Below are 17,014 nucleotides of genomic sequence, written 5' to 3' on the forward strand. Positions count from 1 at the left end.
TTAAGACAATAGTTACTAATATATTAAAAAGGCTAAGAAAAATCGCTTGCTGCGAATTCTTCTTAGCCTTTTATTTTATTGATTTAGCAATGAGTTTCCCAGTTTGAGGGATTGTTCAGCCAGATTGTTCGTATAGTTACTCAGAAATTGAATAGCTTGCTTCTTGTCTTGTCCATAAATTTGCAGGGCTTCTTTTTCTATGTCATCTTGAGCTGTGAATTCTTTTTTTTCAAAGAAATCAATTTGTCTATGAATATTGCCGATTACATTTTGATAGCGTACATCTGCATAGCGTGATAGGTCTCTAAAGGTCCAATAGGCGGAGTCGGGGGAATATTGGTTTGTTCCAGTTTGGAAAGCGGCAGGAATCTCAGAATTGCCGAAATACCATGGCGTAAATACGCTGGTGCAAGGCGTCGCCATAGCTCGCCAAGTTACGGCGCCTATTTCTGACGGTAGCCACGGTCGTGATTGGCAGACTAAACTTATTTCAGTATTGATACTGCATAGGGTTCTTTCATCTGTCTGGTGCGGAGAACCTTTTTTGTACCCATTCGTTAAATCATAAGGTGTTCCCTCATAATGGTCACGCAATATCCTGATTATATCAATCGGGGTAATGGTTGCAATCTGTTCTTTCAGTAATTCTTCGGCCCGCCATTGGCGGCGGGTATTATAGGGATCATTTAGTTTTTCTGGCGCAGCATATACTTTGGCAAAGTTAAAAGGCTCTTTTCCATCATACCAACCCATTTTTTTTGCATAATCAACTACATCACTTGAGTACATAAAATTATCAGGATTGGCAAAGTCAATTTGGCCAATTCGAAAGATATTAGCTCTAACTCCAAAGGAATCATTGGGAACCCGTTGCGCAACCCACTGTCCTTCTAGAGTAACTTCAACCCACCAGCCCTCGTTGCCATCTGTGACCGCAAAGATCGCGCCAGAATCACTACCCAGTTTATAAGTATGTACTAGGTCACCAATGACTTCGACTGCTTCACGCGCGGTTTTGGCGCGTTCCAGGGCGAGCTGGGTGAGTTCTGTCCAGATAATTCGTCCAGTAGTTGGTAGTTCGGTTGGTGCATCTCGACGATAAGACATATTATTGGCTACAGCTACCTGATGTTCGTTAACTCCGCTCGTTATATCCCCAGGAGAATAGGCCTTGTCAAAAATCTTGGTAGCAGAGTACCCATATGTCTCTGCTACTTGAGGAATTTTTGCCCCCCAGAAGGTGGTTATTATATCGCCTGATTCATGTTTGGCAGGAGGAATATACACGTAATGTTGTGCACAATAATTTGTTAAATCTTCGTTATGAGCTAGAAGCGTCGACCCATCTTTAGTCGCTTGTTTGCCAATAATGATGGATGAACAACGTTCGACGACTGCCGTTGGACGTACTTGATTGTCTGCCGCCCAAGCCTGCTGCATGGAAGTTCCTAGGGTGATGAAGCAGGTTATTACAATTGAGAAAACAGACAGGAAAGTACGATAATAGCTAGTTGCTGTTTTCAAATTATCACCTCTTAAGTTCATTAATCAAGGCTTATAATTTCATCAGGATTGTAGGGGGAAGTAATCGGCTTAGTCATAATTATGCCAACCTGAGTTAGAACCTCGTTGCTGAAAGAATCATAGTCGTGCCAGCGTGATATAAATTCTGCTGTAGGAATGTAAGTGTAGTGTCCTAGGGTAGAAGGATCCATAAAATAAAAATATTTGTCATCATAGCCAATCGCAACAACGTAATGGCCATCTTCATTTTTGTTAGGTGCATAATTGGACTTTGAATCGTCCCAAGCTTGAATTACTACAAGTACCGGTTGTTTTTTGTCAATATACCCTTTGAGTTCTTCTAAACTCATATTCGTCCGGGTGGTAACGTTAAATCCTAGTGATTTGGCATAATTTATAATATTCATATAGCCCGTGCCATTCTCAGGATCTGGTTTGACTGCATCGGATAGTACGTCTAAGCGCTTATCAAAACCGTAATAGCCGAGTATGGATTGCAGTGCAGCTACACCGCAGGTGTAATCGGTATTTTGCCTTGCCAGTGGTACTTGAATGAAGTTCTTGACCATAGAGACAGAGTGTTCGGTCTTTGCTGTAGCATAGGTGTTGCCAAAGCAACCAAGCGTTAAAGTAAGCATCAGTAATCCGGCGAAAAAATATCGCATTTTCATAGAAGCCTCCTTTTATACAATTTTTGTGTCTAGGATCTTACTGCTTGTAGTTTTCCTCAATGTAGAAGCAGTTTCCTGCTCGCAATGCTCTTTTCAAGCTCAGAAACTTGCGAGAAAATATTTTATGGCTGATTACTTAACTTTTTTTATGAAGCGAGAAAATTACTTTTTTCATTTGGATGAGGGGGGAGTATGTTAATTGTCAACGATAGAATGTTATTTTGTTCCGTTCTTGTTTGCTGATGTAAAGAGCGTTATCGGCTAATTCAACGAGTTGCCGTTTTGATGTACTATCCGTTGGAAATGATGCGATTCCAATACTTACAGTGCAGCCACTTAAGAGGCTTTCTGCATCGGATCTTATTTTTTCTGCAATGCTGCTAATTTCTTCATAGTCTTTTTCTTCGAAGATAATGGCAAACTCGTCGCCGCCAAACCGAAATACATGCCATTTATCTACGGCAAAATATAGAATACTAATAAATGTTTTAAGTATTTCGTCGCCGGCACTATGTCCCTGAGTATCGTTAATACTTTTAAAATGATCTAGATCTACTAAGGCAACGCTGAAACAACTCAAATTTTCCGCTTTATAATCTTTTTCTAATTCAGCTAATTTTTTATAAAAGGATCGCCGATTATACGCACCTGTTAATAAGTCTGTTTCAGCTGCTTCTTTTAACTCTTCATGGTTGATCTTTAAAATATTGACGGTGCTATTATAAATATCACCTATTTCATGGAGTTCTTTCGGCAGGCGATTGGTATTCAGTAATTCATATTTCCCTTTTTTCAATGTTTTAAAGGCTTGCATTAGTTCTTCAAAAGGTCGTAAACTGCGTCTGACAGAATACACACCAACCAAGGTGATTAAGCCGATTCCTAAAATCGATAATATGGTAATTTCAAATACAATAATATTTCTTGCTGCTTTAATTTCACTAGTCGATGTGTTTACTGTAACCAGCCAATTTAAACCAGGAACTTTATGATAACCAGTATACTGTTCAGAATTTGTAAAATCAGTTAGCACTGCCACACCGGTATCACCTGTCAGGTTTTCAAAACAATGTGTTTTTTGACCAATACGTTCTTTATTTTGATGATAGACAACATAGCCTTGGCTATCAATAATAGAAATATAGCCATTTTCTCCAAAGGATTTATTATCGAACATCGAAGCTAAGGCGTTACCGTGTAATTCGATATAGGCAATCACAGCGCCGTCAATTGCATGATTGTTTTTAATGGGAACGGCGATGGCAACGACTTTTTTTCCTGAGGCTGAGGTAAAAACATTGGTAATCCATTTATTCCCTTGCATTGCTTGCAGATAATATTCTTTAGAGGATAAATTGGATAAAACAGGACTTTTCTTATTATCGCTTATTTTTATGATATCGCCTTGCTTATTAAGAATGACTAGCCGGTTGATTTCAGGGAGCATTTTGTTTATTTCATCCAATAAAGTCTGATCTTCTTGAATGCTTTTATTGGAAGCAATGACTTCAAGGGCATTTTGCACTTTCGTAAAATAGGCTGAGATTTGATCGCTTACATATGCGGAAGCTTGTTGATTCAGATTTAATAAAGTAGAGTCTGTTTCAGTGACAAAATATTTATCAAAAACTAGAATTTGGATAAATCCGCCTAGGACAACAAATAAAATAAATAAAGCTGTAATTTTATAGAAAAAGCGCATTTAATCAATCCTGCCTTAAGATATATTTAAGCTTTATTATAACAAACTTACCTTTGCTGAGCTATCATTGACCGAGAGGGCGAGCGAAAGGTGTGAAAAGTCGAAAGAACGTATAAAGTAGTTCTTTTTGTAGGATTTAAAGATCGGTTTGGCGAATCTATCATTTATCATTGCAATTTTATAGACAAAAGGAGTAGCTATTATGATCTCAAGAACTTGGCATGGTATAGTTCCTTTAACAATGAAAGAGTGGTTTGAATCCTACGAGTATGAAACTGGTGTAAAAGATGCGCTCGCAACAAAAGGAAACTGCGGCGCTTACTTAAAAGTAGTTGAGCAAGGGGACTATGCGCATTTCTTTCTCTGCACAAAATGGTGGTCAATGGAAAGTATGCTTGCTTTTGCTGGAAATGATCCAAGACGTGCAGTCGATTATCCCGAAGATGAAAAATATAGATTGATTTCCGATCCGATTGTGGTGATTCAAGAAGTTACTGATGTCGGCAATCCTTTCGAAGATTAACTACAAGGGCAATGAAAATACAATTGCATATAAGGTAGTATAGCAACACCTCTTGTTATTCGTTACCATAAGATATATTGGAAACGATTACAGGAGGTGTTTTTTTTTGAAACCGAAATTTTTTGATGATGACTATCCTTGCTTCCCCATGGAGGAAGAAAAAGATCCTTGTGATTGTCCCAATCATCCGGATCTTTATTTGTTGCGTGATGCAGCGGCTGATGAGCGCGGCGCTATTGCCGATTATTTAGAATGTGCTTTCGAAAATCCTTGTTTTGCCGATCTGTTTTTAGATGCAGCTGAAGATGAAATGCAGCATTATGTGGAAATCATGCGTTTGATTTCTCTGCTCGACTCGGTTCAATATGACATGCTTAAAAAAGATTTAAAGTTTTTAACAACGAAGCGGCTTGCGACGAAACCGAAGGCTTGGAAAAAGTATCAAGTTGAGGAGGAGGAAGACGCTCAGGTAGAACTTCCCAAAAAGAAGGATCTTTGTTTAATTCGCTGTCTTACAAAAGCAATTCAAGATGAACTTCATGCGATTAATAAGTATCAGCGATATATGAATAAAGCGGAAGAATCCATCGTGAAAGAGCTTTTTTGCGACCTAATGAATGAAGAAAAAGAGCATGTGGCCGAATTCACGGCAGCCCTGTTTTCGGTAACGCGGGAGCCTTTAGAAGAAAAAGATTGATCATTTTTCAGATAAAGTGATGTATGAAGCCTGACGGTTTACCTCTGGTCATGAGGTACTTTGTCTGGCTTTTTATTTGTGAAAGAGCCGGAAATACAATTGAATCAATTTGCATATGTTATTTTTGCATTAGATTAATAACAATAATGCATTGGTAACATAAAATAGAATAAACTATACTACTGTTATAAGTTCTAGTCTCTATGCAACCAAATGGAGCAAATGATGATTTTACTTGTATTAAAAAGTTGAATTATCGGTAATTTTGCAGATTTTTTATGAACTGCAAGAAAATATTTTGAACAATTTGGCTAATTTGTGGAATTTTAACAATGCAAGTTAGATCCCAAATATGCAATTTTATGTATGAGTTTTGTTATTTCATGTTCAAAATAATTTTATTGATTTTAAAATTAGCTATAATTCAAGTAAAATCTAAAAATTTTGGGGGCAGAGAGCTAGTATGGCTACAATTCAAGAAAAAATTCAAGATTTAAAAAAACGCCAGGAAGAAATTCTGCTAGGCGGCGGTAAAAAATCCATTGAAAAACAGCATGCCAAAGGAAAGTTGACTTCAAGAGAAAGAATCAATCTTCTCTTAGATACCGGTTCTTTTGTGGAGCTTGATCAATTTGTAACGCATCGTTGCGTAAACTTTGATATGGCTGGCAAAGCAGCTCCTGGTGAAGGCGTAACGACTGGCTATGGTACAGTGGATGGTCGTCTCGTTTACGTATTTGCGCAAGATTTCACGGTTATTGGCGGTGCTCTCGGCGAAATGCATGCAGCAAAAATTGCTAAAGTGCAGAGCCTTGCTCTGAAAATGGGCGCACCAATCATCGGTCTTGCTGATTCCGGCGGTGCTAGAATTCAGGAAGCTGTTGACGCTCTGTCCGGTTATGGCCGCATTTTCTTCAATAACACCATGGCTTCCGGCGTAATCCCGCAGATCTCTGTAATCATGGGACCAAGTGCGGGCGGCGCAGTATATTCTCCGGCATTAACTGACTTTATCTTCATGGTTAAAAATACAAGCCAGATGTTCTTAACAGGCCCTGCTGTTATTAAATCCGTTACGGCGGAAGAAGTTACAGCAGAAGCTCTGGGCGGCGCTATGACTCATAATCAGACTTCCGGCGTAGCGCAGTTTGCTGCAGAAAACGACGAAGACGCTCTTAATCAAGTTCGTTATCTCTTAAGCTTCTTGCCAAACAACAACATGGAAGAAGCTCCGATCGTAGAAACTGGTGATGATCCGGCTCGTGTCGATTCAGCCCTTGATTCTTTGTTACCGGACAACCCGAACATGCCTTATAACATGTATGATGTCATTAAATCGATTGTTGACAATGGCGAATTTTTTGATGTAGCAACGCATTTTGCGAAAAATATGATCACTTGCTATGCTCGCATTGACGGTCAATCTGTTGGTATTGTTGCCAACCAGCCAGCTGTTATGGCAGGCTGCCTTGATATCAATGCTTCTGATAAAGCAGCTCGCTTCGTTCGGACTTGTGACGCTTTCAATATTCCAGTTGTAACAATTGTCGATGTTCCTGGCTTCTTGCCTGGTACGCAGCAGGAGTACGGCGGTGTTATCCGTCATGGCGCTAAAATGCTTTATGCTTACTCCGAAGCGACTGTACCTAAGATTACGGTTATTACTCGTAAAGCGTATGGCGGATCTTATATTGCTATGTGCTCGAAAGAGTTGGGCGCTGATCAAGTTCTTGCTTGGCCTTCCGCTGAAATTGCGGTTATGGGACCTGCTGGTGCAGCCAATATTATCTTCCGTGGCGATGCTAATATCAAAGAAAAGACGGAAGAATATATCAGAGATTTTGCAAATCCCTACTATGCAGCAGAACGCGGCTATGTGGATATTGTCATTGAGCCAAGTCAGACAAGACCGGCTGTTGCCAATGCCTTAAACATGCTGGCGATGAAACGGGAAGATCGCCCGAAGAAAAAACACGGCAATATTCCTTTATAAGTTTCAGTTATTTTTACTGGGGTAATAACGAGCTTGGCGAGATTTTTAGCTGAGATCTTCTGCCAAGCTTGTTGTTATATATAAATTAATTATCGCTAGAAAGGAGAATATACATGACAGTACCTGATACAGTTGAAGGTTCCATCTTACTTAGCGTCATTGACTTCATTTTGAGCTTCGTTATTATTTGGGGTATCGGCCTTGTGTTATACTTGTTCCCTATCCTAAATAAATTTGGCACAATCAATGAAGAAAAGTTAAAAGGCGGTCACTAAGAATTATATTATTTAATAGGAGGTAAATACGTACATGTTTGAACAAATTGGATCACTGATGCTGGACATGGTCAATCAGACCGGTTTAATGCATCTATGGTATGGCAACATTATTATGATGATTGTCGGCATTGTTTTCGTTTTCTTAGCAATTGTGAAAAAATACGAACCATTACTCTTAATCGGTATCGGCTTTGCTTGTATCGTAACAAACGCTCCAGGATCGGGATTAGCAGACCCAGGCGGATTATTCTGGTATGCTTACCAAGGTGTTGCTCTTATTATTATTCCTCCATTGATTTTCCTTGGCGTTGGCGCAATGACTGACTTTGGACCGATGATTTCGAATCCAAGTGTTATTATTTTGGGAGCTGCAGCTCATTTAGGTATCTTTATTGCATTAATTGGCGCTAAAATGCTGGGCTTCTCCTTGGCAGAAGCTGGTGCAATCGGTATTATCGGCGGCGCTGACGGCCCAATGGCTATCTTCGTTACGATGAAACTTGCTCCGCATTTGTTACCACAGATTTCCGTAGCAGCTTATTCCTACATGGCGCTGATGCCACTCATTCAGCCGCCAATCATGAAACTGTTCACAACGAAAAAAGAACGTATGGTTATTATGACGCAGGTTCGTCCTGTAAGCCGTTTAGAAAAAATCGTATTCCCAATGGTAATCGCGGTTATTGTTGACTTGTTACTCCCTCCAGTTGCTCCGCTCATTACGATGCTGATGCTTGGCAACTTGCTTCGTGAATGCGGCGTGGTTGATCGTTTGGCTCAAACAGCAGCAAATGATTTGATCAATATCATCATCATTACGTTGACGGTTGCTATCGGTTCCACCATGAATGCTGATACTTTCTTGACTTTCGAAACGATTGAAATTATCGTTCTTGGTTTGATTGCTTTTGCTGGCGGTACTTTCTCCGGTATTATCGGCGGACGTATCATGTACAGAGTTTCCGGCGGCAAAATCAATCCGTTGATCGGTTCAGCTGGTATTGCTTCGGTACCTATCGCAGCGCGTGTTGCTCACGTAGTTGCTTTAAAAGAAAATCCATACAACTTCTTGATTATGCATGCTATGGGACCAAACCTTGCTGGTGTATTTGGTACGGCTATTTCCGGTGGTATCATGCTGGCGCTCCTAGGCGTTCACTAATTAAAGGAGGAAATACCTCATGTTGACATTTTTTATAGCCTTGATTGTGATTCTTATCGTTTGCTATATTTGGAAAGTAACATCAGAAGCGCAAGAAAAAAAGGAAGAGCAGAATCAGCCGACTACTCCTGCAGCTATGGCGGCAACGCCTGCAACTCCAGCAGTTGCTACGGCTTCGGTACAGCAAGAAGATGATAGTGAGCTGATTGCCGTGATTACGGCAGCGATTGCCGCTATTTCTGGTAGCGCTTCTGTAACTATCGTAAGTATTCGGCGTGGCAGCGATGCGTGGGTAACCGCTGGCCGCCAGGATGTTATGAACGGTTTTTGAGCAGTAAACAATGATTGTATGACACCAAAGGGGGATTTATTATGAAAAACTATTCAATTACAGTAAATGGTCAGACCTATGAAGTTGCTGTAGAAGAAATTGGCGGCGTGGCAGCACCTGCAGCTCCTAAAGCAGCAGCTCCTGTAGCAGCACCGAAAGCAGCTCCTGCTCCTGTAGCAGCAGCTCCTGCACCAGCACCGAAAGCAGCACCAAAAGCTGGCGGCCCTGGCACGAAAGTTGCTTCGCCTATGCCTGGTAAAATTATTAGTGTTAAAGTCAATGTTGGCGATGCTGTAAAAAATGGTCAGGAACTGATCGTTATGGAAGCTATGAAAATGCATAATCCTGTTCTTTCCAGCGCTGATGGCGTGGTAAAAGAAATTCTAGTCAAAGCTGGCGATCCTGTACAGGCTGGTACTCCGCTTGTTGTAGTCGGCTAAGCAAGGTTATAATATAGGCAAAAGAAACAGGCTAGGTTCTGCGGAATCTAGCCTGTTTGCGATAGTTTCATCTAGTAATAAAAAGGACGCTAGGACTATTTTTATCAATTTGACAAAAATGGGTAATGTTGTTATTATAAAATAAAAAATTTATTAATTAAATAATTTTTAGGATAGGTGCCGCAAGGCTTAATAGGGAAGACCGGTGAAATACCGGCGCGGTCCCGCCACTGTAATGGGGAGCAATCTCAAGATATGCCACTGGAACATATTGTTCTGGGAAGGTTTGAGGGCGCGATGATCCAGAGCCAGGAGAACTGCCTGTTCAATAATCACCATTTTTACCTACGAACGATAGGGAGGGGATTTTGCTACAATAACTTAGCTTCTTTTTTTGCTATGGCTATGACTTGAGCGCTTACACTTCCTAATCTCATTAGGAAGTGTTTTATTTTTTCTCACCCACGAGTGATGGGGAGGTGATTGCGCTCTGTTCTTGCCCTAAGCAGTATAGAGGATTTTGCGCTAGCTCCTGCCCTTTTGGCAGGAGCTTTTTTATTGCGGCGGCATGAGTATATTAAACAATTTAGTACAGGGGGAGTTTAAAGGGTGGAAGAAAAGCAAATTTTAGTACGACCAGTTTTAGCGGAAGAAATTTTAAAGGTACAGAGCTTTTTGGAAAGTCAGCTAGTAGAACTGTTTTGTCATAAGGGGAAACGTGTAAATATGACTGATGTAGCAGCTTTGCAGCGCACTTATATTCAACCTGAAGATTGTAATTTATGGGGAGCTTTTTTGTCGACAGGAGAATTGATTGGCACCGGGGCTGTGTGTAGGTATAATGATCGAATTGCCTTATTGAAAAATTTGTATCATTTACCGACAACTGCTGAGTTTGGTCGTTGCTATGTATCACAAAATTTTCGACGCCAAGGGATTGGTGCGCAATTGGTACAGACTATGTCATCTTTTGCAAGTGACCAAAACTATACAAAAGTTTACCTTCATACACATCATTTTTTGCCAGGCGGTTTTAATTTTTGGAAAAAACAGGGGTTCAAGATTATCTTAGAAGAAGATGGGCCTGAACAGATTGTACATATGGAAAAAGGACTAGCATAATCTTGAAATGATACTTGAGGAGGATTTTCGTTTGAAGCAAAAGATATTAGGAATTACAACTTTCACTTTATTATTGGCTATGAACCAAGCGGCTGCTGCCGCCCAACCAGATGGTGTGCAATTTGACGGAAATCTAGTGGTGCATGCTCGTTCTCAGCATGATGAAAATCCAGGGAATCGGAGTCGCACTGGCATAAAAACAACTTTGACCTTAAATGCGACTCTTCCGGTTGCAGAAAATGTATCGGCTTATACAAGGTTTACTTATCAGAGATTAAATAATAATTATGGCGTCTTTTCAGCTGACTATTTTTGCAATACGAAGCAAGAGAATAGTGCTTTAGATGCTTTCGGTATCAAATATCAAAATGCTGGTTATAAATATGTGCTCGGGTTGCAAGGCCTTACTTTAGGCGGCGGTCTTGTTTATGATAATACGTATATTGGCCGTCATGCTTTACCTTATGCTATGTCTGTTTCGAAACAAGTTGGTGCAGTGAATCTGAATTTTATTGGTGCAAAGACGAACTATCAAGGCAATCTTTCGAATGATAAATTTTATGTATTGCAAGGGACCTATGCGCCAGATGGACAATCTTCTCTTGGGGTGATGTTGGCAAGAACTTCTTACGGGAGTGATACGCGATCACGCTATGCTTTCGCAGATAGTACGGTTAATTATGTGAGCGTTTATGGCAGTAGAGCTGTGAATGATAAAGTGGGAATTTCGGCAGAACTTTTGAAATCAAGTGCTAAGACTGAAAATCAGGCAATGCAAATGTCGCTGAAGTATACATTAGATGCTAAAAATACCTTGACTGCCAGCTATTATTACGTGGAAGATCAGGCAGTTATGACGGATTATAATGCTACAGAAATGAGCGCCTATCCTAATAGCAATGCCCAGGGTTATTCGATTGCCTGGATTCATAAATTCGATAAGAATATTTCGCTGAAGATTGGCGATTATGATTATAAAAAAATTAAAGCGGTGAATCATTCCGGGGCGTCTACTGACAGAAACCGCTTTACGACTACTTTAACCGCAAAATTTTAAAGTGGGGGTCTTGGAAAGTTCCTTTATGGTTTCCTCTTGTTCATTTTAGGACAATGTGGTATAAAGACAGATAATGGTACTATACCATGAAGCGAAAGAAGGTGGATCAGCTGTGAGGGGCTATGTCCAAATTTATACAGGTGATGGTAAAGGAAAAACAACTGCGGCAATTGGTTTAGCCATTCGTGCTTTAGGAGCGGGAAAACGGGTGCTTTTCTTGCAGTTTATGAAATCAAAAAGTTATAGTGAACATCTCGTATTGAAAAATCTAGCACCGAATTTGACTGTTGAAACAATAGGAAAGCCCTTTTTTATTGCGAAGGAGGGAAGCTTAAGTCCGGAAGAATTAGCCCAATGGAGTGATGAAGTCGTTGTTTTTCCACAGGGAAAGCCGCCAGAGGAATATAAAGCGCTTGCAGAACAAGGTGTGAAACGAGCCGAGACGGCAGTAAGTAGCGGTGAATTTGATATTGTAATACTTGATGAAATTGTTGTGGCTAATTATTTCGAATTAATCAGCGATCAGCAGTTACAGTCAATATTAGCGAAACGATTAGAAACAGTAGAACTAATTCTTACGGGGCGAAAAGCTTGTAAGGCACTTATGGAACAAGCCGATCTTGTGACAGAAATGACAGAAGTTAAGCATTATTATCAGCAAGGTGTTGAAGCTCGAAAAGGTATTGAAAATTAGCATAAGGGGAGACGAAGCATGGCAGCTGTAAAGTGCGCAAAATGTGGCAAGGTGTTTAATACGGAGGGGGCGATACTGAAACCGACAGGTGATGGTGCCTATGCAGAATGTTGTCCGCAATGTGGCAGCACGAACGTATATGGTGTTGATGATTTTCAAAATAACGACGATCGATTGTGGAAATGTTTTTAGGGCAAGAGATGAGTGAACTTTGGTGGATTTGTCAGATACTTTCCCAATGCAATTGATTGAATATTACGATTTGACAAAACAACTTTAACATGGTATCGTAAGGACGTAGAATTTGTAGCAAAACTGAATAGCGATAGAATAGGTGCCGTAAGGCTTAATAGGGAAGTCCGGTGAAATACCGGCGCGGTCCCGCCACTGTAATGGGGAGCAAACTCAAGAAATGCCACTGGAACTTTTGTTTTGGGAAGGTTTGAGCGAGCAATGATCCAGAGCCAGGAGAACTGCCTGTTTAATAATCACCATTTTTACCTACGAGCGATGGGGAGGGGATTGTAGCAGGTCTCTTGGCTATTTACAAGCTAAGAATTGAACGTTTACTACTTCCTAATTCATTTAGGAAGTTTTTTTATTTTATGCAATTTTATATTTTAGGAGGAGTATTTGTGAAAAATTGGAAGAAAATGCTTGCGATCTCTTTGGCTTGTGCAACCTTTATGGGGGCAAGTGCTGCCCCCACCTATGCTGCCTATGAACTGAATCCAGAAGTGAAGACGGCAACACCAGCGCTAAAACATGCTGCTCAAATTGGTGTAAATGTAGCGGAAAACCCGGCTATGCAGAATCTCGAAAATAAAGATGCAATTTTGGTGATGAGTTTTGGTACTACTTATGCAGAGTCGCGTAAACTCACAATAGAACAAACCGTAGCCGATATTCAAGCAGCACATCCTGGTCAAAAAGTCGTTTTGGCTTTTACTTCTCACATTATTATTGATCGGATTCAGCAAAAAGAAGGCATCAAAATTCCTACACCGGAAGAAGCTTTAGCGGAGCTGAAAGCGGAAGGTTATACGCGAGTTGCTCTTACTTCACTTGATGTAATTCCTGGTATGGAGTATGCTTACGATAAAGCAATTTTTGACATGTATAAGAATCAATTTAAGAAAATGACACTGGGAACGTCTTTGATTTATTGGATGGGACAGGAGAAACAGCGTGATGACGTTACCGATACGTTGAAAGCAATCCAAACGGAGTTTCCTAAAACCGGTAAGAATGATGCGATTTTATTGATGTATCATGGAACGCCTCATCCGGCTAATGCCTATTATTCAGTAATCCAAGCTCGTTTACAAGATATGGGGCTCAATAATGTTTATACTTATACGGTAGAAGGCTGGCCTAATCTGGAAACGGTCATTCCTAAGTTGAAAGCAAATGGAGTCAAAAATGTTACATTGATTCCGATGATGATGGTTGCTGGGGATCATGCGAACAACGATATGGCTGGCGATGAACCAGATTCCCATAAATCCATTTTAAAGAAAGAGGGTTTCTTCGTAACGACTTACATTCATGGCTTAGGTGAGAATGAAAATGTACGAAAGCTCTTTGTAGATCGTGCTAATGAAGCTTGGGATGCATTGCAAAGTGCCTCGCAGCCTGAAAAAAAGCATATGACGAAAAAGTAATTCTCAAATAGTTGAACATAATCACCATTTTGCCTACGAGAGATAGAAAAGGGGATTAAAGTTATTATTTTGTGATTCCAGGGCCTTTCTATTGCAGAAAGGCTCTTTATTTTGTTATGAAGGGAAGTTTTCATAGATGAAAACAGGAAAAAAACTTACTAGGAAAGCATTACTTTATACTATAATCAGTAGTGCTATACTAGTGCAAACAACAGGATTTTCTTGGGCTGCTGAAGCGAATGATTATTCCTTGGATCAGGTAGAAGTGACAGCAAATCGTATGCCGATAAAAGTAGCAGAGACAGCAGCGAATGTTTCTGTGATTACTCATGCTGATATAGAAAAAAATCATTATCGAGATTTAGGCGAAGCTTTGCAACAGGTTACAGGCGTGATTGTGACCAAACAAGGAGCGGCTGGCAGTGAGCAATATGTCAGTTTAAATGGTGATCCTCATGTCGTTATTATGATTGATGGGCGCCGGATGAATCTCAGAAAATTGCCGGGAGCTTTTGGCGGACGAGCAACCTTTGACATGAGCTCTTTTCCTTCGCTGACGATGATCGATAAGATCGAAGTGGTAAAAGGGGCGGCTTCTGCTTTATATGGCTCTGATGCAACTGGCGGGGTTATTAATATTATTACTCGTAAAGGCAGTAAAAGTGAATCAACGCTTGATATCAATACAGGATCATGGGGAACAAGAAATTATACTTATACCAATCAAGGTACGGATCAAGGCTGGAGTTGGTTTTTGACAGCAGGTAAGAGTAATCAGGATCACTTTGCCTATAAAGATTCCATAAGTGGGCAAACAAAAACGATGGAAAACAGTGCTTTTGACCAGAAAAATTTAACTTTCCGGCTCGATAAGGAACTTGATTCAGACCATTCTTTGACACTTAATTTTGAGCATATGAATAATCACAAAGGACAGCCTTATATGGCAGCCGGACGGACTTTATGGGGAGCTTCACTGCATTATCCCTATGACTATTTGAATACAGTGACCAATAATTGGGCGATTACCTATAATACTAAAAAGGATCAGTTAGCCGATAGTTATGTTCGCGTTTATCAAAATTATTACTCCTATAATATGAATCAATATGTTGCTAGTAAATGGTCTGCATCAAAATATAATAATAATCAACAGGGCCTGGAATGGAAAGATGGTTGGCAGCTTGGCGATAATCAGACTTTAGTCGGCGGCGCGGAGTGGATCAAAACAAAAGTGGATTATCCTGGTTACTTCACCAATAAGAGTATCGACAACAAGGCCGTTTATTTAGAAGATCGCGTGGCTTTATCGGATAAGTGGACGTTTACGCCAGGCGTGCGTTATGATCATCAAAATATGTTCGGTTCGAAAACTACGTCTCGCGCTGCTGTCAATTATGCCATGGATGCTGCGACCAATTTGTATTTGACTTGGGGGCAGGTCTTTAATGCACCGACGGTGGATGACTTATACTGGCCAGCAGGCGGCGGTGTGGCAGGCAATCCCAATTTGAGGCCAGAAACAGGCTATACCACAACAATTGGCGTGAATCATAAGTTAAGTGATACGGCAGAAGTGAAAGCCAGTGTATTTAAAACACAATTAAATGATGCGATTAACTGGGCGCCTGATGCTAGCGGTGTTTATGTTCCTTCTAATGTAGACAAGCAACGTAAACGTGGCTTAGAATTGGAATTTAGACAAAGTTTCTCACCAAACTGGAGTGTTATGACTGGCTATTCTTATGTGAAAGTGGAAAATAAATCAGGCGATTCTTATGTCAGTGACATAAAAAATTCAGCACCAAATGGATATCGCTTGGGGGTAACTTATACTGATCCTGTTTGGGCGGTTACGTTAAATGGAACTGGCGCTTCTGGGAGAAATACAACGGCCTTTACTTCAGCTCATTACTGGGTATGGGATGCGGCGGTAAATTATAAAGTAAATCAGGCGACAACTGCTTACGTTAAAGTGAATAACTTGACAAATAAAGCCTATGAAACGGTATATGCTTCTTCTGATCAAGGAGCGGGAGGATTCCCCATGCCGGGCAGAAACTATCAATTTGGTATCCAATATCGTTTTTAGGTAGAAAGGAATTAGATTTTATGGATAGTTTAATGACAGGTTTGGCTTTTTTTCAAAAAGGCGGCTTCGCCATGTATTTGATTTTACTTTGTTCGTTCGTGGTTTTAGGTATTGCCATTGAACGGTTTACTTTCTATCGCAAAATGCAGCCTAAACAACGTGATTTTTCTGAGCAAGCAAAAGCGCTGATTGCTAAGGAGGATTGGTCGAAACTATTAACACTTTGCCAAAGTTCAGATGGAATTGTGGCGAGAGTGCTGGCTAAAATTGTTGTCTATCGTAAGGAACGGCTGGAGGTATATAAAGAGCTGATGGAAGGTGAAATCACTTTAGCTGTGGCCAAGCTTGGTGAAAATCTAAATCATCTCGAATCCATAGTAACAGTAGCGCCGCTATTGGGGTTGCTAGGAACCGTTCTTGGTATGATTCACTCGTTCAGTGTGTTGAATCTCAAAAGCGGACAGCCTCTAGCGATTACTGGCGGGGTTGGAGAAGCTTTAATCGCTACGGCGGCAGGGCTTTGTGTGGCGATTGTATCCATGTTTTGTTATAGCTACTTTTCCCATCGATTAGATCGTATTTTGACGGAATTTCAAGAGTTTAGCTTATTGCTGTTAGCAAAACGGACTGAGGGCGATTGTCATGAAAATTCATGAACTGCGGCACAGGCGTTCACCTAAATTAATGATTATTCCGATGATTGACATTATTTTTTTTCTGCTGGTTTTTTTTATGATGAGTACGCTCTATATGGTAGATCAGCAGACCATTTCGGTACGATTGCCACAGGCGCAGACGGCGAAATCCGATCGGCCTCATAGTGTAGCAGTTACGGTGACCGCTGATAATAAAATTCTTTTTGACAAAGAAGAAATACCTTTTTCGCTGCTAGGACAAAGAACGAGAGCGCTGCTTGCGGCCCAAGCGTCTGACGATCTAGTGATTATACTGCGATCCGATAAGTCTTTGGAATATGGTAAGGTTGTTGCTGTGCTTGATGAATTGAAAAGTGCCGGCGCGCAACGGATTGCTATTGCTACAGATCGAAAGGGGGAATAACTGCT

18 protein-coding genes and 2 riboswitches are annotated in these 17,014 nt (G+C 40.6%); of the genes, 15 read left to right on the plus strand and 3 right to left on the minus strand.

Going from position 1 to position 17,014, the window contains the following annotated elements; translation table 11 throughout:
- Window positions 1–75: 75 nt before the first annotated feature.
- From AC0MXB_RS00585 to AC0MXB_RS00595, 3 genes are all read right to left on the minus strand, one after another.
- Window positions 76–1,524, minus strand: a complete 1,449-nt coding sequence (locus AC0MXB_RS00585) for a dipeptidase (RefSeq protein WP_474037472.1) — start codon at window positions 1,522–1,524, stop codon at window positions 76–78.
- 20 nt (window positions 1,525–1,544) lie between these two features.
- Window positions 1,545–2,189 (minus strand): C39 family peptidase, encoded by a 645-nt coding sequence (locus AC0MXB_RS00590; protein WP_474037473.1) that lies wholly within the window; start codon window positions 2,187–2,189, stop codon window positions 1,545–1,547.
- 208 nt (window positions 2,190–2,397) lie between these two features.
- Window positions 2,398–3,897, minus strand: a complete 1,500-nt coding sequence (locus tag AC0MXB_RS00595; protein ID WP_474037474.1) for a sensor domain-containing diguanylate cyclase — start codon at window positions 3,895–3,897, stop codon at window positions 2,398–2,400.
- Window positions 3,898–4,099: 202 nt separating this feature from the next.
- On the opposite strand from AC0MXB_RS00595, the gene AC0MXB_RS00600 reads away from it, so the two are divergent.
- The 15 genes from AC0MXB_RS00600 (at window position 4,100) to AC0MXB_RS00670 (ending at window position 17,009) form a co-directional block, all read left to right on the plus strand.
- Window positions 4,100–4,420, plus strand: coding sequence for a hypothetical protein (locus tag AC0MXB_RS00600; protein ID WP_474037476.1), 321 nt, complete (start codon window positions 4,100–4,102; stop codon window positions 4,418–4,420).
- Window positions 4,421–4,526: 106 nt separating this feature from the next.
- Entirely contained in the window at window positions 4,527–5,117 is a 591-nt protein-coding gene (locus AC0MXB_RS00605) for a hypothetical protein (RefSeq protein WP_474037477.1), read from the plus strand.
- Between the two features lie 463 nt (window positions 5,118–5,580).
- Complete coding sequence (gene mmdA, locus AC0MXB_RS00610; protein WP_474037478.1) at window positions 5,581–7,110, plus strand: methylmalonyl-CoA decarboxylase subunit alpha; 1,530 nt, start codon at window positions 5,581–5,583, stop codon at window positions 7,108–7,110.
- Window positions 7,111–7,223: 113 nt separating this feature from the next.
- Window positions 7,224–7,385 (plus strand): hypothetical protein, encoded by a 162-nt coding sequence (locus tag AC0MXB_RS00615; RefSeq protein ID WP_474037480.1) that lies wholly within the window; start codon window positions 7,224–7,226, stop codon window positions 7,383–7,385.
- Window positions 7,386–7,419: 34 nt separating this feature from the next.
- A complete protein-coding gene (locus tag AC0MXB_RS00620) occupies window positions 7,420–8,550 on the plus strand; it encodes a sodium ion-translocating decarboxylase subunit beta (protein WP_474037481.1) in 1,131 nt (376 codons plus the stop codon).
- A 19-nt stretch (window positions 8,551–8,569) separates the two neighbouring features.
- Entirely contained in the window at window positions 8,570–8,881 is a 312-nt protein-coding gene (locus tag AC0MXB_RS00625; protein WP_474037483.1) for an OadG family transporter subunit, read from the plus strand.
- Between the two features lie 41 nt (window positions 8,882–8,922).
- Window positions 8,923–9,321, plus strand: coding sequence for a biotin/lipoyl-containing protein (locus AC0MXB_RS00630; RefSeq protein WP_474037485.1), 399 nt, complete (start codon window positions 8,923–8,925; stop codon window positions 9,319–9,321).
- A 158-nt stretch (window positions 9,322–9,479) separates the two neighbouring features.
- A riboswitch (cobalamin riboswitch) is annotated at window positions 9,480–9,660 on the plus strand.
- 270 nt (window positions 9,661–9,930) lie between these two features.
- Window positions 9,931–10,443 (plus strand): GNAT family N-acetyltransferase, encoded by a 513-nt coding sequence (locus AC0MXB_RS00635; RefSeq protein ID WP_474037486.1) that lies wholly within the window; start codon window positions 9,931–9,933, stop codon window positions 10,441–10,443.
- A 31-nt stretch (window positions 10,444–10,474) separates the two neighbouring features.
- A complete protein-coding gene (locus AC0MXB_RS00640; RefSeq protein ID WP_474037488.1) occupies window positions 10,475–11,500 on the plus strand; it encodes a hypothetical protein in 1,026 nt (341 codons plus the stop codon).
- A 112-nt stretch (window positions 11,501–11,612) separates the two neighbouring features.
- The gene (locus AC0MXB_RS00645) at window positions 11,613–12,194 is read left to right on the plus strand and encodes a cob(I)yrinic acid a,c-diamide adenosyltransferase (RefSeq protein ID WP_474037490.1); all 582 of its coding nucleotides are present in this window, start codon (window positions 11,613–11,615) and stop codon (window positions 12,192–12,194) included.
- A gap of 18 nt (window positions 12,195–12,212) precedes the next feature.
- Complete coding sequence (locus AC0MXB_RS00650; RefSeq protein WP_474037491.1) at window positions 12,213–12,386, plus strand: hypothetical protein; 174 nt, start codon at window positions 12,213–12,215, stop codon at window positions 12,384–12,386.
- A gap of 123 nt (window positions 12,387–12,509) precedes the next feature.
- A riboswitch (cobalamin riboswitch) is annotated at window positions 12,510–12,689 on the plus strand.
- A 110-nt stretch (window positions 12,690–12,799) separates the two neighbouring features.
- Window positions 12,800–13,858 (plus strand): sirohydrochlorin cobaltochelatase, encoded by a 1,059-nt coding sequence (locus AC0MXB_RS00655; protein WP_474037492.1) that lies wholly within the window; start codon window positions 12,800–12,802, stop codon window positions 13,856–13,858.
- A 136-nt stretch (window positions 13,859–13,994) separates the two neighbouring features.
- Window positions 13,995–15,950 carry a TonB-dependent receptor plug domain-containing protein gene (locus AC0MXB_RS00660; protein WP_474037493.1) on the plus strand — a complete coding sequence of 652 codons (1,956 nt, stop codon included), beginning with the start codon at window positions 13,995–13,997 and terminating at the stop codon, window positions 15,948–15,950.
- Window positions 15,951–15,970: 20 nt separating this feature from the next.
- On the plus strand, window positions 15,971–16,606 hold the full coding sequence (locus tag AC0MXB_RS00665; RefSeq protein ID WP_474037494.1) for a MotA/TolQ/ExbB proton channel family protein: 636 nt from the start codon (window positions 15,971–15,973) through the stop codon (window positions 16,604–16,606).
- Window positions 16,593–17,009: an ExbD/TolR family protein gene (locus tag AC0MXB_RS00670; protein WP_474037495.1), complete on the plus strand. Its 417-nt coding sequence runs from the start codon at window positions 16,593–16,595 to the stop codon at window positions 17,007–17,009. The genes AC0MXB_RS00665 and AC0MXB_RS00670 overlap by 14 nt, the downstream gene beginning before the upstream one ends.
- Window positions 17,010–17,014 lie beyond the last annotated feature (5 nt).

Source organism: Pelorhabdus sp. sgz311001 (assembly GCF_055901755.1).

Coding starts and splice junctions, on each gene's coding strand:
- AC0MXB_RS00590 (WP_474037473.1), bottom strand. CDS start 2,189: ATGCGATATTTTTTCGCCGGATTACTGATGCTTACTTTAACGCTTGGT.
- AC0MXB_RS00595 (WP_474037474.1), bottom strand. CDS start 3,897: ATGCGCTTTTTCTATAAAATTACAGCTTTATTTATTTTATTTGTTGTC.
- AC0MXB_RS00600 (WP_474037476.1), top strand. CDS start 4,100: ATGATCTCAAGAACTTGGCATGGTATAGTTCCTTTAACAATGAAAGAG.
- mmdA (WP_474037478.1), top strand. CDS start 5,581: ATGGCTACAATTCAAGAAAAAATTCAAGATTTAAAAAAACGCCAGGAA.
- AC0MXB_RS00615 (WP_474037480.1), top strand. CDS start 7,224: ATGACAGTACCTGATACAGTTGAAGGTTCCATCTTACTTAGCGTCATT.
- AC0MXB_RS00620 (WP_474037481.1), top strand. CDS start 7,420: ATGTTTGAACAAATTGGATCACTGATGCTGGACATGGTCAATCAGACC.
- AC0MXB_RS00625 (WP_474037483.1), top strand. CDS start 8,570: ATGTTGACATTTTTTATAGCCTTGATTGTGATTCTTATCGTTTGCTAT.
- AC0MXB_RS00630 (WP_474037485.1), top strand. CDS start 8,923: ATGAAAAACTATTCAATTACAGTAAATGGTCAGACCTATGAAGTTGCT.
- AC0MXB_RS00650 (WP_474037491.1), top strand. CDS start 12,213: ATGGCAGCTGTAAAGTGCGCAAAATGTGGCAAGGTGTTTAATACGGAG.
- AC0MXB_RS00655 (WP_474037492.1), top strand. CDS start 12,800: ATGCAATTTTATATTTTAGGAGGAGTATTTGTGAAAAATTGGAAGAAA.
- AC0MXB_RS00660 (WP_474037493.1), top strand. CDS start 13,995: ATGAAAACAGGAAAAAAACTTACTAGGAAAGCATTACTTTATACTATA.
- AC0MXB_RS00665 (WP_474037494.1), top strand. CDS start 15,971: ATGGATAGTTTAATGACAGGTTTGGCTTTTTTTCAAAAAGGCGGCTTC.
- AC0MXB_RS00670 (WP_474037495.1), top strand. CDS start 16,593: ATGAAAATTCATGAACTGCGGCACAGGCGTTCACCTAAATTAATGATT.